The sequence below is a fragment of the Blastococcus sp. CT_GayMR19 genome (assembly GCF_004570385.1).
Lineage (GTDB): Bacteria > Actinomycetota > Actinomycetes > Mycobacteriales > Geodermatophilaceae > Blastococcus_B.
Map to the genome: position 1 here is coordinate 92,639 of NZ_SPQL01000005.1, position 14,304 is coordinate 106,942.

The window sequence follows — 14,304 nt, forward strand, 5'->3', positions numbered from 1 at the left end:
GTCAGCCGCGGGCCTGCGCCACGTCCCAGGCGTCGCGGACGATCCCGGCCAGGTCCGTGTGCTTCGGCGTCCAGCCCAGCTCGGCCCGGATGCGGTCGCTCGAGGCGACCAGCTGCGCCGGGTCCCCGGCCCGCCGCTCGCCGACCACGACGGGCACCGGGTGCCCGGTCACCGCACGGACCGCGTCGACGACCTCCTGCACGGAGAAGCCGGTGCCGTTGCCCAGGTTGTAGATCCGGTGCTCGCCGGCGGCCGGTGCCGGCAGGGCGAGCAGGTGGGCGTCGGCGAGGTCCTCGACGTGCACGTAGTCGCGGATGCACGTGCCGTCGGGCGTGGGGTAGTCCTCGCCGAAGACGGTCAGCGACGCGCGCTGCCCCGAGGCGACCTGCAGGGCGAGCGGGATGAGGTGGGTCTCGGTCGCGTGCCGCTCGCCGAGCCCGAAGGCGGCCCCCGCGACGTTGAAGTACCGCAGGCTGACGGCGGCGAACCCGTGGGCCACCGCGTACGAGGTGAGCATGTGGTCGACGGCCAGCTTGGACGCGCCGTAGGTGTTGGTCGGCCGGGTCGGGGCGTCCTCCCGGATGGGCACCGACTCCGGCTCGCCGTAGGTGGCCGCGGTCGAGGAGAAGACGATCCGCCGGCAGTCCGCCGCACGCATCGCCTCCAGCAGCGCCAGCGACCCGCCCACGTTGGTGTGCCAGTAGTCCTCCGGCTGCTGCTGCGAGACGCCGACCAGGCTCTTGGCCGCGAAGTGCAGCACCGCCTCCGGCCGGACGTCGGCGAGCACCGGCCCCGAGTCGTGCAGCGACACCTGCGCCAGCGTCGCGCCGGCGGGGACGGCGTCGGCGTGGCCGGTCGAGAGGTCGTCGAGCACCGTCACCTCGTGGCCGCCGGCCAGCAGGGCGGCCGTGACTACGCTGCCGATGTAGCCGGCTCCACCGGCGACGAGTACGCGCATGCGCCCACCCTAGAGACGGGTGGCGGACGCCCTGCCAGGAGGAGATGTCGTGGTCACCGCGCGCCCGGCCGTCGAGGGGCTCCCGGCCTACCGCCCCGGGCGCAACCCCGCCGACCTCGCCCGGGAGATCGGCGTCGACCGCGCGGTGAAGCTGGCCAGCAACGAGGTCGCCTTCCCGCCGCTGTCCGCCGTCGTGGCGGCGGTCGCCGCGGCGGCCGGGGAGACGAACCGCTACCCCGACAACGGCGCCGTCGTCCTCACCGCGGCGCTGGCCGAGCGGTACGGCGTCGATCCCGAGCAGGTGGCCACCGGCTGCGGCGCGGTGACACTGTGCCAGGAGCTCGCGCAGGCCTACAACGACCCGGGGACGAGCCTCGCGTTCGCCTGGCGCTCGTTCGAGATGTACCCGTTGCTGGCCCGTGTGGCCGGGGCCCGGGCCGTCCAGGTGCCGCTCACCCCCGGCCGGCCGGGCGGCCCCGCCGACACCCACGACCTGCCCGCGCTGGCCGCGGCGATCGACGAGTCCACCCGCCTGGTGCTCGTGTGCAACCCGAACAACCCCACGGGGACGGCGGTCCGGCGCGGCGAGCTCGTGGACTTCCTCGACGCCGTCCCCGCCGACACACTCGTCGTCCTCGACGAGGCCTATCGGGAGTTCGTCACCGACCCCGATGTGCCGGACGGGATCGAGCTGATGCGCGGCCGGCCGAACGTCGCCGTCCTCCGCACGTTCTCCAAGGCCTGGGGGCTGGCCGGCCTCCGGGTCGGCTACCTCCTCGCCGAGGACCCGGCCGTCGCCGCCGCCGTGCGCAAGACGCACGTGCCCTTCAGCGTCTCCACGCTGGCCCAGGCCGCCGCGGTCGCGGCGCTGGCCAGCGAGGACGAGGTGCGGTCCCGCTGTGCCGCCGTCGTCGCCGAGCGCGAGCGGCTGACCGGGGCCCTGCGGGAGCGCGGACTCGACGTCGCCGACAGCCAGGCCAACTTCGTCTGGCTGCCGGTGGGGGAGCAGGCAGCGCCGCTGGCCGCGGCGCTGGAGGCCCGCGCCGTCATCACCCGGCCCTTCGCCGGTGAGGGCATCCGGGTGACCGTCGGCACCCCCGAGGAGGACGACGTCTTCCTCGCCGCGCTCGACGACGCGCGGCGGGACGCCGACCTGCGGGGATGAGGTGAACGGGGGAGGTCGGACCGTCCGGCGGGGTCGGCTGGTTTGATGGGCGCCGTGCCCCTTCCCCGCGTCCTGTCCGGCATCCAGCCGACGGCGGACTCGTTCCACCTCGGGAACTACCTGGGTGCGCTGCGCCAGTGGGTCGCCCTGCAGGAGGGTCACGACGCCTTCTACTGCGTCGTCGACCTGCACGCGATCACGGTCGCGCAGGACCCGGCGGTGCTGCGCCGGCGCACCCTCGTCAGCGCCGCGCAGCTGCTCGCGCTCGGCGTGGACCCCGCGCGGAGCACGCTGTTCGTGCAGAGTCACGTGCCCGAGCATCTGCAGCTCTCGTGGGTGCTGGAGTGCATGACCGGCTTCGGTGAGGCCAGCCGGATGACCCAGTTCAAGGACAAGAGCCAGCGCGAGGGCACGTCGGGTGCGTCCGTCGGACTGTTCACCTACCCGGTGCTGCAGGCCGCCGACATCCTCATCTACCAGGCCGACCAGGTACCCGTCGGCGAGGACCAGCGTCAGCACCTCGAGCTGACCCGTGACCTGGCCACCCGCTTCAACAGCCGGTACGGCCCGACGTTCACGGTGCCCGCCGCGCACATCCCGCAGGGCGCGGCGAAGATCCTCGACCTCCAGTCGCCGGACAAGAAGATGAGCAAGAGCCTGCCGCCGGCCGGCTGCATCGACCTGCTCGAGGACCCGGCGGTGTCGGCGAAGAAGATCCGCTCGGCGGTCACCGACACCGGGCGTGAGGTCGTGGCAGACCCCGAGGGCAAGCCGGGCGTCACCAACCTGCTCACCATCCACAGCGCGCTGTCCGGTCACTCCGTCGCCGACCTCGAGGAGCACTTCGCCGGCCGCGGCTACGGCGACCTGAAGAAGGAGCTGGCCGAGGTCGTCACCGATTTCCTCACGCCGGTCCGCGCGCGCACCCAGGAGCTGCTCGGGGACGCCGCGGAGCTGGAGCGGGTGCTCGCGCAGGGCGCCGCCCGTGCGCGCGAGGTCGCCGCCGGCACGGTCGCCGAGGTGTACGAGCGGGTCGGCTTCCTGCCCGGAGGGGTGCGCGGATGAACGACGACACGTTCGTGCCGCGCAGCCGCTCGGTGGCTCCGCAGACCACCGTCCTGGGCATCGTCGTCCCGGTGCCCGAGCCGTGGGCCCAGCTGCTCGTCGACTGGCGCGCGAAGGTCGGTGACCCGCAGGCGAGCCTGGTGCCGCCGCACGTCACGCTGCTGCCGCCGACCGAGGTCGCCGTCCTCGACCGCCCGGCCATCAGCCGGCACCTCGAGGACGTGGCCGCCGGGCACGCGCCGTTCGACATGCACCTGCTCGGCACCGGCACGTTCACGCCGGTGTCGGACGTCGTCTTCGTGGCCGTGGCCCGGGGCATCGGCAACTGCGAGCTCATCGCCAACGACGTCCGCCGGGGGCCGTTGAGCCGCGAGCTGTCGTTCCCGTACCACCCGCACGTGACCGTCGCCCACGACGTGCCGGAGGACATGCTCGAGCTCGCCTACAGCGGGCTGTCCGACCTCTCGGCCGAGTTCCGCGTCGACTCCTTCACGGAGTTCGAACAGACGCCCGGCGGGGCATGGGCCGTGGCCCGCACCTACCCGCTCACCGGTCCGTCGCGCTGACCTGCGCGGAGAGGCCCACGGCCGAGCGCGCCCGGCGCCGAGGCACCAGACTCGGGCGGTGAGTTCCGCCGCCCCCGAGCCGATCCGGCGCCCCGCCGGCCGGAAGCCGTGGTGGAACCGCGCCTACGCGCGGGTCGAGGACCTCATCGCCGCCCAGCGCCGCCGGTACCGCTGGTTCGACCACCTCGCCCGCGCCGGAGGCCGCTACCAGCGGACCCAGGGCGACCTCATGGCGGCCGGCGTCACGTACTTCGCCTTCCTCGCGCTCTTCCCGGTGCTGCTGCTGGCCGCCTCGATCATCGGCCTGGTGCTGGCGGGCAACGAGCTGCTGCAGCAGGAGCTCTTCGCCGCCATCCGGGACACCTTCCCCGGCACGATCGGCCGGACGCTGGTCCGGCAACTGAGGGATGCGATCGACGGCGCCCACTTCATCGGGCTCATCGCGCTGGCGGGGTTCCTCTACGCCGGTCTCCGGACCATGGACAAGCTCCGCGTGGGCATGGAGCGGATCTGGAAGGGCTACGTCGACGAGCCCGACGTCCTCCGGGACAACGCGCAGGACCTGCTGGCACTGGTCGCGCTCGGCGCCGTCGGGCTGGCGAGCCTGGGCCTCACCGGCGGGGTCACGCAGGCGACGTCGTGGGTGCTGGACCTGGTCGGCGTGGCCGACCAACCCGGGTACGAGGTGCTCACCCGGGTCCTCGGGATCGCGCTGGCGGTCGCCGCCGACACGGTCGTGTTCCTCTGGTTGCTCCGGGTGGTCCCCTCGGTCTCGCACCCGCTGCGGCTGCTGCTGCCGGGGGCGCTGTTCGGCGCGGCGGGCATCGAGGTGCTCAAGCTGATCGGCGGGTACTACCTGTCGCTGATCAACGACAGCGTGACCGCGACGGCGTTCGGTGGCGCCGTCGGCCTGCTGGTGTGGATCAACCTGGTCGCCCGGTTCGCCTTCTTCACGGCCTCCTGGACGTCGACCCTCCGGCGGATCGAGGCCGTGTCGCCCCCGCGGCTGGAGGGAGCACCGGTCGCACCGCCCGACGCCGTCCCAGCACCGTCGCGGCCACGATGAGCACCGCCCCGCCGGCCAGGGCCGCGGGGACGGCAGGGGACTGTTCCGGTTCGCCGGTCGCGCGGACGGGCGGCGTCGTCGGCCCCAGGCCGGCCGCGTCGGCGGGGCGGATGAGCCGGCCCACGCCCCCGGTGCCGGCCGGAACCGTGAAGCCCCAGTCGAGCAGCAGGGCGGCCTGGTCGGCGGCCCGGAGCGGGACGTTCTCGGTGTCCATGACGCTGACCACGAGCCGGCGGCCGGCGCGTTCGGCGGCGGCGACGAACGTGTGCCGGGCGGCGTCGGTGAAGCCGGTCTTGCCGCCAAGGTTGCCCGGATAGGTCGTCAGCAGCGGGTTCTGGTTCTGGATCTGATAGCCGGCGGAGCGGTCCGCCACCGCCGGCATCTGGGCCACCGCGGTGGTCAGGACCGCGGCGGTGGACGGGTCCTCGACCAGTGCCCGGAAGATCAGCGCCAGGTCGTAGGGCGAAGAGGACTGCCCCGCCATGTCGAGCCCGGACGGCGTCCCGGCCACCGTGTCGAAGGCACCGATCGCCTCGGCGGTCTCGTTCATCGCCTCGACGGTCGCGGCCACCCCGCCGGCCGTCCGTGCCAGCGCGTTGGCCGCGTCGTTCCCGGACTGCATCATCAGCGACTGGAACAGCAGGGCCACGGGGTACTGCCCGCCGTCGACCAGCCCGACCCGGCTGCCCTCGATGTTCTCGTCCTCGACCGTCCCGGTCACGACCTGCGCCGGGTCCAGCCGTGGGGCGAGCGTCAGCAGCGTGAGCGTCTTCAGGGTGCTGGCGGGGTAGTACCGCCCGTGCGGGTCGCGGGCGGCGAGCACCTCGCCGCTCCCGGCGTCGGCCACCAGCCAGCCGGAGGCGGCCAGCCCGGCCGGCAGCGGCGGCGCGTCGTCGGCGACCACGGTGCCGCGGGTGTCGAGCCGGTCCCCGCCCACGGTGCTGCCGTCCGGCGCCTGCCCCTGCGGCGGCGGGCCGGACCAGGGGACGGTCGGGGTGGGCGCGGAGGGGTCGACCGTGGGCCGCGCAGGCGCCGCAGCGGCCGGGCCGGCTCCGACGAGGAGGGCGAGGCCGGCGGCGACAGCGGCCGCCCTGAGGACGACCGCGGCTCCGGCCGGCCGGGGCCGCGCACGCCTCATGGGGGCACGGTATGCGCGGGCCGCTACGGGCGCTCGGGCGGTCCGGTGCGGCGCGGGGGTTCGCAACGATCGCGTCTCAGTCCGTTCCGGAGTTGGAGCAGGACTCCACGGCCCGGTTAGCGTGCCCAGGTCTTGTGTCGGCGCGTTCCGCTTCTCGTGACCGACGACGCGGGAGCCCTGCACCCATCGGGACCCACCGCAGAGCACCGTCGGTGCGTCCCCCCAGAGAGGAGATCGTCTTGCGCCGAGCGCGGATGACGAAGGCCGCGGCGTTGCTGCTGGCCGGCAGCCTGGTCCTTGCGGCCTGTGCCAGCGACGAGGAGCCCAGCGGCGGCAGCGCCGGCGGCGGCGGAACCGGCGCCGACGAGGAGCTCAAGATCGGTCTCGCCTACGACGCGATCGGGCGCGGTGACCGCTCGTTCAACGACTCGGCCTTCGCCGGGGCCGAGGCGGCCGTCAAGGAGTTCGGTGGCGAGTACCGCGAGGTGACCCCGAACGAGGACGGCTCCGACCGCGCCGAGCTGCTCGCGCAGCTCGCCGAGGAGGGCTACAACCCGGTCATCGCCGTCGGCTTCGCCTACGACGAGACCATCGCCGAGGTCGCCGCCGACTTCCCGGACACCACCTTCGCGCAGGTCGACGGCGCCAACGCGCTGCCCGACGGCACCAGCAAGGGTGACAACGTCACCGGCCTGCTCTTCGCCGCGGAGGAGGGCTCGTTCCTCGCCGGTGCGGCCGCAGCGCTCAAGAGCGAGAGCGGTTCGATCGGCTTCATCGGCGGCCAGGACGTGCAGCTCATCCAGACGTTCCAGGCCGGGTACGAGGCCGGCGCCCGCGCGGTCAACCCGAACATCCAGATCCTCGCCGAGTACCTCTCGCCCGCCGGTGACTTCTCCGGGTTCAACGACCCGGCCCGTGCGCAGCTCCTGGCGGAAGGCATGTACACGGCCGGTGCCGACATCGTGTTCCAGGTCGCAGGCGGCTCGGGCACCGGCGTCTTCCAGGCCGCGGCCGCTGCGGGCAAGCGGGCCATCGGCGTCGACTCCGACCAGTACAACACCGTCGACGACCCGGCCCTGCAGGCCGTGATCATGACCTCCATGCTCAAGCGGGTGGACAACGCCGTGCTGGCCTTCGTGGGCGACTACGTGGACGGCACCGTCGAGGGCGGCAGCGACAACCTGTACGACCTGGAGAGCGACGGCGTCGGCCTGGCCACGTCGGGCGGCTTCATCGAGGACATCCAGGCGGACATCGACGCCCTCCGTCAGCAGATCATCGACGGGGAGATCGAGGTCCCGACGACCCCGTGATCCCGACGCGGACCCGCCATCAGCGGGTCCGCGTCCGCACGGTCGACACCGACGGCGGGTCCGGGCGCGCTGCACCTCGAGTGCGGAGCCCGGGCCCGCCGTCGTGTCCGGCCCACCGGGGGCGGTGGCCCACGAGCGGGCCGCGATGCGACATCATGCGGCCAGCCGGATCCTGCGCCTCGTGCCTGCGGGAACCGGGCCGGCCGGTGGTCACGGTTGAACCCGTCGCCGTCGGCGCGGACAAGTGGACGTGCGCCGCGTACCCCGTGGCCGCACCCGAGTGAGAGGCCCCACGATGGCCGCACCAGGAGGAACCGGCGACCGGCCGTCCGGAGCCGGTCCCGACATCGCCGTCCCCGCCGAGGACGCCCCCCTCGCAGTGGAGCTGCGCGGGATCACCAAGCGGTTCCCGGGCGTCGTCGCCAACCGCGACATCGAGCTGCGCGTCCGCCGCGGTGAGGTGCACGCGATCGTGGGCGAGAACGGCGCCGGCAAGTCGACCCTGATGAAGACGCTCTACGGCATGCACCGCCCCGACGAGGGCGAGATCCTGCTCGACGGCCGCGAGGTGAGCTTCCGCAGCCCGGCCGACGCCATCGCCGCCGGCATCGGCATGGTGCACCAGCACTTCATGCTGGCCGACAACTTCACGGTCCTCGAGAACATCGTCCTCGGCAGCGAGCCCACGAGGGGTGGCCGGCTGGACCGCGCGGAGGCCCGCCGACGGATCGTCGAGATCTCCGACCGCTACTCCCTGGACCTCGAGCCCGACGACCTGGTCGAGGACCTCGGCGTAGGCGACCGGCAGCGGGTCGAGATCGCGAAGGTCCTCTACCGCGGGGCACGGACCCTGATCCTCGACGAGCCGACCGCAGTCCTGGTGCCCCAGGAGGTCGACGAGCTGTTCGGCAACCTCGCCGAGCTCAAGCGCGAGGGCCTGACGGTCATCTTCATCTCGCACAAGCTCGACGAGGTCCGTCGGGTCGCCGACGCCATCACCGTCATCCGGCGCGGCACGACGGTGGGGACGGCGGACCCGAGGACGACGACGGTGAAGCAGCTGGCCGAGCTGATGGTCGGCGCCGAGCTGCCCACCCCGGAGACCCGGAGCTCCACCGTCCGCGACGCGGTGGTGCTCGAGCTCGAGAACGTGACCGTGGCCGCCGTGACCGGGCGGTCCCTGGTGGACGACGTGAGCCTGGTCGTGCGCGAGGGCGAGGTCGTCGGCATCGCCGGCGTCGAGGGCAACGGGCAGGCCGAGCTCGTCGAGGCGATCATGGGCCTGCGTCCGCTCGCCGGCGGCGCGATGCGACTGGCCGGCGAGGACATCACGCAGTGGAGCACCCGGGCACGTCGTGAGGCCGGCGTCGGCTTCATTCCCGAGGACCGGCACCGGCAGGGGATGCTCCTGGACGCTCCGCTCTGGGAGAACCGGATCCTCGGCCACCAGACCCGCCCGCCGGCGGTCAAGGGCTGGTTCATCGACCGCCGGGGCGCCCGCGCCGACACCGAGCGGATCATGCGCGAGTACGACGTGCGCGCCCCCGGGGCGGACACCCTCGCCGTCGCGCTCTCCGGCGGCAACCAGCAGAAGCTCATCGTGGGCCGCGAGATGAGTGCCCGCCCCCGCCTGCTGATCGCGGCGCACCCCACCCGCGGTGTGGACGTCGGCGCCCAGGCCGTCATCTGGGAGCTGCTCAAGGACGCCCGCGCGGAGGGGCTGGGGATCGTGCTGGTCTCCGCCGACCTCGACGAGCTGATCGGTCTGTCCGACACGCTGCACGTGATGCTGCGCGGTGGGCTCGTCGCCACCGTCGATCCGAGCCGCGTCACCCCCGAGGAGCTCGGTGGCTACATGACCGGCGCCCACTCCGCGGCCGGTGCCGCATGAGCGAGCGGGTGAGCTCCCGGGGTGGAGCCCGGCGCCGGTTCATCCGTCCGACGAGCGCCGGCGAGGAGACCTCATGAACCGGGTGCGTCGCACCGGGCTGGCTCTGCTCGGGCCCGTGCTCTCGATCGTCGTCGCGCTCGTCATCTTCGCGATCGTCATCCTGCTGATCGGCGAGGACCCGCTCGCCGCGCTGCAGGTCATGACCGATCTGGGCGACCGCCCGTCCCAGCAGGTGCAGTCGATCGTGGTGATCCTCAACCGCGCCGTCCCGTTGTTCCTCGCCGGCCTCGCGGTGTCGATCGCCTTCCGGATGGGCCTGTTCAACATCGGCGTCGAGGGTCAGTACCGCCTGGCCACGATCCTCGCCGCCGCCGCGGGTGCGGCTGTCGCGCTGCCCGCCCCGCTGCACGTCCTGCTGATCGTCGTCGTCGCCATGCTGGTCGGCGCCGTGTGGGCCGGCATCGTCGGAGTGCTCAAGGTGACGCGCGGCGTGAGCGAGGTGATCAGCTCGATCATGCTCAACTTCGTCGCGCTGGGCACCGCGTCGTTCCTGCTCACCGGACCGCTGCGGGGCAGCGGACCGGGCGAGTCGATCGTGACGACCAAGATCATCCCTGAGTCGGGCTGGTTCCCGAGCCTCAACGGCCTGCTCACCGGGCTGGGCCTCGCGGAGCCCCGCTCCGAGCTCTTCGGCTTCCTGCTGGTTGCCGTCGTCGTGGGCGTCGGAATCGCGGTGCTGCTCAAGCGCACCCGCTTCGGCTTCGACCTGCGGGCCACCGGGCTCTCGCCGTCGGCGGCCACGGCCAGCGGCGTCGATGCCCGTGGCATGGTGATCAAGACGATGCTGCTCTCCGGTGCCATCGCCGGACTCATCGGCCTGCCCGAACTGCTCGGCAACGCGCACCGGTTCAGCACCGAGTTCACCGCGGGGCTGGGCTTCCTGGGCATCGCGGTCTCGCTGCTCGGCCGCAACAGCCCCGTGGGCATCGCCCTCGCGGCCCTGCTGTTCGCCTTCCTCGACCGGGCCGCGCTGCCGCTGCAGTTCGCCGACATCCCCTCGTCGGTGGTCACGATCATCCAGGGCACGATCGTGCTCGCCGTCGTGATCGCCAACGAGATCGCCCGTCGCCTGGCGCTGCGCTCGGCCGAGCGGGCGGGCGCCGCCGCCGGACCGTCCGGCGGCGAGGGCGGGGGCAGCAGCCCACCGCCGGACACGGGTCCGGACGGCGGGCAGCGCATCTACACCGGAGTCCCCGGCGAACCCCAGGGAGTGGAGTCATGAGCAGCGTGACCGTTCCCCCTGGCACGCGGCCCAGTCGTGGCCCCCTGACCGACCTGCTCACCGGTGGGGGCCGCAGGCGGCGGGTCCTCTGGGTCGCCGTCGCCGTCTTCGTGCTGTTCTCCGCGATCCGGGTGATCTCGGGCGAGCAGGCGCTGACGTCCTCGCCGACGTTCAGGGCCGCTCTGCTGCTGGCGGTCCCCATCGCTCTGGTGGCGCTCGGCGGTCTCTTCGCGGAGCGGGCCGGCGTGGTCAACATCGGGCTCGAGGGGATGATGATCCTCGGCACCTGGGGCGCCGGCTGGGCCGGCTACCAGTGGGGCTGGGCCGCCGCGGTGGTCGGCGGGCTCGTGCTGGGCGCCGTGGGCGGGCTGCTGCACGCCATCGCCACGATCACGTTCGGCGTCGACCACGTCGTCTCCGGCGTGGCGATCAACATCCTCGCCGCAGGCATCGTGCGCTTCCTGTCCGAGCTGATCTACATCGACAACCCGGCCGGGGGCGGTGCCGCCCAGTCCCCGCCGCTGACCAGCCGGCCACCGGAGTTCTCCCTCCCGATCCTGTCCTCCGGACCGGACCTGCTGGGCTCGGTCGAGGAGCGGCACTGGTTCCTGATCAGCGACGTCGCCGCCCTGCTGCGCGGGCTGACCAGCGGAGTGGGCGTCCTCACCGTGATCGCGGTGCTGATGATCCCGGCTGCCTACCTGATCCTGTGGCGGACGGCGTTCGGCCTGCGGCTGCGGGCCTGCGGGGAGAACCCCGCGGCCGCCGACTCCCTCGGCGTCCCCGTGTTCCGGCTCAAGTACATCGCCGTGCTCATCTCGGGAGCTCTCGCCGGGCTCGGCGGGGTCTTCCTCGTCTTCATCGCCAACATCTACCGCGAGGGCCAGACCGGCGGCCGTGGGTTCATCGGCCTCGCCGCGCTGATCTTCGGCAACTGGCGACCGGGCGGACTCGCCGCGGGTGCAGGGCTCTTCGGCTTCGCCGACGCCCTGCAGCTGCGCAGCCGCACGGCGGTCGTCGCCCTGCTGCTGCTGGTGGCGGTCATCCTGGTGGCGGTGGCGGTCGTCCAGGTACGGCGCCGGGCGTTCGTGCAGGCGGTGATCGCCGCGGTGTTCGCGGGGGCCGCCCTGACCGGCTACCTGACGATCGACCGGCTGCCCGAGGGCATCGTCTTCTTCACCCCCCACCTGATCACCCTGCTGGTCCTGTCCCTGGCCTCGCAGCGATTGCGGATGCCGAAGGCCGACGGACTGGTCTACCGACGAGGAGAGCACTAGTGCCCGAGGTGAACTGGGATGCCCTCCGCTCCGCGGCGCGCGAGGCGATGACGCACGCCTATGCGCCGTACTCGAGGTTCCCGGTCGGTGTCGCCGGCCTGGTCGACGACGGGCGCGTGGTCACCGGGTGCAACGTGGAGAACGCCTCCTACGGCCTCGGGCTGTGCGCCGAGTGCGGCATGGTCAGCGACCTCGCGCGCACCGGCGGTGGGCGGCTCGTGGCGGTGGCCTGCGTCGGCGGGGACGGGCAGCCGCTGATGCCGTGCGGCCGGTGCCGGCAGCTGCTGTGGGAGCACGGCGGGGCCGAGATGCTCATCGAGACGGTGTCGCTGGGGATCGTGCCGATGCGCGAGGTGCTGCCCGACGCGTTCGGCCCCGAGGACCTGGTGGCCGCGGCCGCCCGGGAAGGCTGACATGGACGCCATCGATGTCCTGCGCACGAAGCGGGACGGCGGGCGCCTGACCTCCGAGCAGATCCGCTGGATCATCGCCGCCTACACCGACGGCAGCGTGCCCGACGAGCAGATGAGCGCCCTCCTGATGGCGGTGTTCTTCCGCGGGATGTCCCCGGAGGAACTGGCCGTCTGGACGCAGGCGATGATCGACTCCGGCGTCCGGAAGGACCTCTCCTCGCTGGGCCGGCCCACCGCCGACAAGCATTCCACCGGCGGGGTGGGCGACAAGATCACGCTGCCCCTCGCGCCGCTGGTCGCGGCCTGCGGCGTCGCGGTGCCGCAGCTGTCCGGGCGGGGGCTGGGCCACACCGGCGGCACGCTGGACAAGCTGGAGTCGATCCCGGGCTGGCGGGCCGACGTCGACGAGGCGGCCTACCTGCGGCAGCTGCACGAGGTCGGCGCGGTCATCTGCGCGGCCGGCAACGACCTCGCGCCGGCCGACAAGAAGCTCTACGCGCTGCGCGACGTCACCGGCACGGTGGAGTCGATCCCGCTCATCGCCAGCTCGATCATGAGCAAGAAGATCGCCGAGGGCGCGGACGCGCTGGTGCTGGACGTGAAGACGGGCTCCGGTGCGTTCATGAAGGACCCCGAGGCCTCCCGCGAGCTGGCCCGCACGATGGTCGGCCTCGGTGAGGCGGCCGGAGTGCGCACCGTGGCGCTGGTGACGGCGATGGACCGCCCGCTGGGCCGCGCGGCGGGCAACGCCGTCGAGGTGGCGGAGTCGCTGGAGGTGCTCGCCGGGGGCGGTCCGGCCGACGTCGTCGAGCTGACCCTCGCCCTCGCGCGGGAGATGCTCACCGGCGCCGGCCGGGGCGACGTCGACCCAGCCGGGGCGCTGGCCGACGGCCGGGCCATGGACGTCTGGCGGCGCATGATCGCCGCGCAGGGCGGCGACCCGGACGCCGCGCTGCCGAAGCCCGCGGAGACCCACGTGGTGACGGCGCCGGCGACCGGCACGCTGACCCGCCTGGACGCGTTCTCCCTCGGCGTCGCCGCCTGGCGTCTCGGTGCCGGCCGGGCCCGCAAGGAGGATCCCGTGTCGGCGGCCGCAGGGGTCGTCTGGACCGCGGGCGTGGGGGACCGGGTGACCGCCGGGCAGCCGCTGCTGGAGCTCCAGACCGACGACGCCGCGCGCATCCCGCGGGCGCTGGAGGCGCTGGAGGGCGCGGTCGGGATCGACACCGACGACCAGCCGCTGCCGCTGATCCTCGACCGCATCACCGCCTGAGCGGCGCGCCTGCTGCGCTCGCCCGGGGGACAATCGTGGCCTCGATCGGCCTGCTGGGTTCTAGGCTCCGCCTGGCCTGTCGGGGCGATGATCCGAGGTGTCATGACTCTGGGGGAGAAGGCGCGGGATCGACCTGTGCTGACCGCCGTGATCGGGGCGACCGGAGTGGTTCTCGCGGCGGTCGTCGGCATCGTCGGGGCTCGGATCGGGGGACCCGGCTCGCCCTCCCCGAGCTCATCCCCGATCCCGTCGTCGAGCCCGTCGCAAGGCACGGCCTCGGGACCGTCGCAGGACCCTGTCTCGGGGCCGCCACAGGGCTCGTCCCCGAGTCCGTCCCCGACGAGCGAGCTCCAGCGACTGCTCTCGTATCTGCCCCAGACGGTGTCCAACTGCACGCCTACCGAAGCGAGGTACGGGGCGTTGGTAGGCGTGGTGTGTGCCGTGACCCCTGGCACGATCGCGGTGGATGCCTCCGTCAACTTCTTCCTGTACGACGACGTCGAGGCGGTTCGGCTGGCGTTCCAGCAGAATGTGCCCGCCGCCGTCACCCCCACGCAGCAGGTGTGTCCTGACGGGCCCGACCGGAGCGACTACCACGACGAGCGACAGGAACCCGCGGGCCAGCTGGCGTGCTGGGTGGCCGCCGACAACGGCGCCCCGTACATCGTGTGGACGACGGACGTCCCCAGCGTGATGGCGACGGTCGGCGGCCCGGTGGGCGCCACACCGGGCGACCTGTGGCCCTTCTGGCTGAACACGCCCATCGATCTCCCTGAGTAGTCCGGCCGGGGCGGGCGGCCCCCACCTCATGGGGTCCTGGAGCGAGGGCAGCCGCGAGACGCCGGCGTCCTCCCCCCGGAACGACGTCTCCAGCCGGAGTGCCGATCCGTTGGCCGC

General features: G+C 73.2%; 13 protein-coding genes. 11 read left to right on the forward strand and 2 right to left on the reverse strand.

Annotated features, from left to right (window positions below; genetic code table 11):
• Position 1: 1 nt before the first annotated feature.
• On the reverse strand, positions 2 to 958 hold the full coding sequence (gene galE, locus E4P39_RS09140) for a UDP-glucose 4-epimerase GalE (RefSeq protein ID WP_135136107.1): 957 nt from the start codon (positions 956 to 958) through the stop codon (positions 2 to 4).
• Between the two features lie 49 nt (positions 959 to 1,007).
• Here galE and hisC point away from each other — a divergent pair, with 49 nt between their 5' ends.
• Genes hisC through E4P39_RS09160 form a run of 4 tightly spaced genes read left to right on the forward strand, consistent with a single transcriptional unit; the run spans position 1,008 to position 4,820 of the window.
• The gene (gene hisC / locus E4P39_RS09145; RefSeq protein WP_135136109.1) at positions 1,008 to 2,123 is read left to right on the forward strand and encodes a histidinol-phosphate transaminase; all 1,116 of its coding nucleotides are present in this window, start codon (positions 1,008 to 1,010) and stop codon (positions 2,121 to 2,123) included.
• A gap of 45 nt (positions 2,124 to 2,168) precedes the next feature.
• Complete coding sequence (gene trpS, locus E4P39_RS09150; RefSeq protein ID WP_135136111.1) at positions 2,169 to 3,188, forward strand: tryptophan--tRNA ligase; 1,020 nt, start codon at positions 2,169 to 2,171, stop codon at positions 3,186 to 3,188.
• Complete coding sequence (locus E4P39_RS09155; protein ID WP_135136113.1) at positions 3,185 to 3,754, forward strand: 2'-5' RNA ligase family protein; 570 nt, start codon at positions 3,185 to 3,187, stop codon at positions 3,752 to 3,754. The genes trpS and E4P39_RS09155 overlap by 4 nt, the downstream gene beginning before the upstream one ends.
• A gap of 58 nt (positions 3,755 to 3,812) precedes the next feature.
• On the forward strand, positions 3,813 to 4,820 hold the full coding sequence (locus tag E4P39_RS09160; protein ID WP_245159725.1) for a YihY/virulence factor BrkB family protein: 1,008 nt from the start codon (positions 3,813 to 3,815) through the stop codon (positions 4,818 to 4,820).
• On the opposite strand, the gene E4P39_RS09165 is transcribed toward E4P39_RS09160, so the two are convergent.
• Positions 4,705 to 5,958 (reverse strand): serine hydrolase, encoded by a 1,254-nt coding sequence (locus E4P39_RS09165; RefSeq protein WP_135136115.1) that lies wholly within the window; start codon positions 5,956 to 5,958, stop codon positions 4,705 to 4,707. The genes E4P39_RS09160 and E4P39_RS09165 overlap by 116 nt on opposite strands.
• Before the next feature lie 239 nt (positions 5,959 to 6,197).
• On the opposite strand from E4P39_RS09165, the gene E4P39_RS09170 reads away from it, so the two are divergent.
• From E4P39_RS09170 to E4P39_RS09200, 7 genes are all read left to right on the forward strand, one after another.
• A complete protein-coding gene (locus E4P39_RS09170; protein ID WP_245159726.1) occupies positions 6,198 to 7,271 on the forward strand; it encodes a BMP family ABC transporter substrate-binding protein in 1,074 nt (357 codons plus the stop codon).
• A gap of 295 nt (positions 7,272 to 7,566) precedes the next feature.
• On the forward strand, positions 7,567 to 9,162 hold the full coding sequence (locus tag E4P39_RS09175) for an ABC transporter ATP-binding protein (RefSeq protein ID WP_135136117.1): 1,596 nt from the start codon (positions 7,567 to 7,569) through the stop codon (positions 9,160 to 9,162).
• Positions 9,163 to 9,235: 73 nt separating this feature from the next.
• A complete protein-coding gene (locus E4P39_RS09180; protein ID WP_135136119.1) occupies positions 9,236 to 10,444 on the forward strand; it encodes an ABC transporter permease in 1,209 nt (402 codons plus the stop codon).
• Entirely contained in the window at positions 10,441 to 11,721 is a 1,281-nt protein-coding gene (locus E4P39_RS09185) for an ABC transporter permease (protein WP_135136121.1), read from the forward strand. The genes E4P39_RS09180 and E4P39_RS09185 overlap by 4 nt, the downstream gene beginning before the upstream one ends.
• Complete coding sequence (locus E4P39_RS09190) at positions 11,721 to 12,134, forward strand: cytidine deaminase (protein WP_135136123.1); 414 nt, start codon at positions 11,721 to 11,723, stop codon at positions 12,132 to 12,134. The genes E4P39_RS09185 and E4P39_RS09190 overlap by 1 nt, the downstream gene beginning before the upstream one ends.
• A gap of 1 nt (position 12,135) precedes the next feature.
• Positions 12,136 to 13,407, forward strand: a complete 1,272-nt coding sequence (locus E4P39_RS09195) for a thymidine phosphorylase (RefSeq protein WP_135136125.1) — start codon at positions 12,136 to 12,138, stop codon at positions 13,405 to 13,407.
• A 441-nt stretch (positions 13,408 to 13,848) separates the two neighbouring features.
• Positions 13,849 to 14,187 carry a hypothetical protein gene (locus E4P39_RS09200; RefSeq protein ID WP_135136127.1) on the forward strand — a complete coding sequence of 113 codons (339 nt, stop codon included), beginning with the start codon at positions 13,849 to 13,851 and terminating at the stop codon, positions 14,185 to 14,187.
• The last annotated feature ends 117 nt before the right edge of the window (positions 14,188 to 14,304 follow it).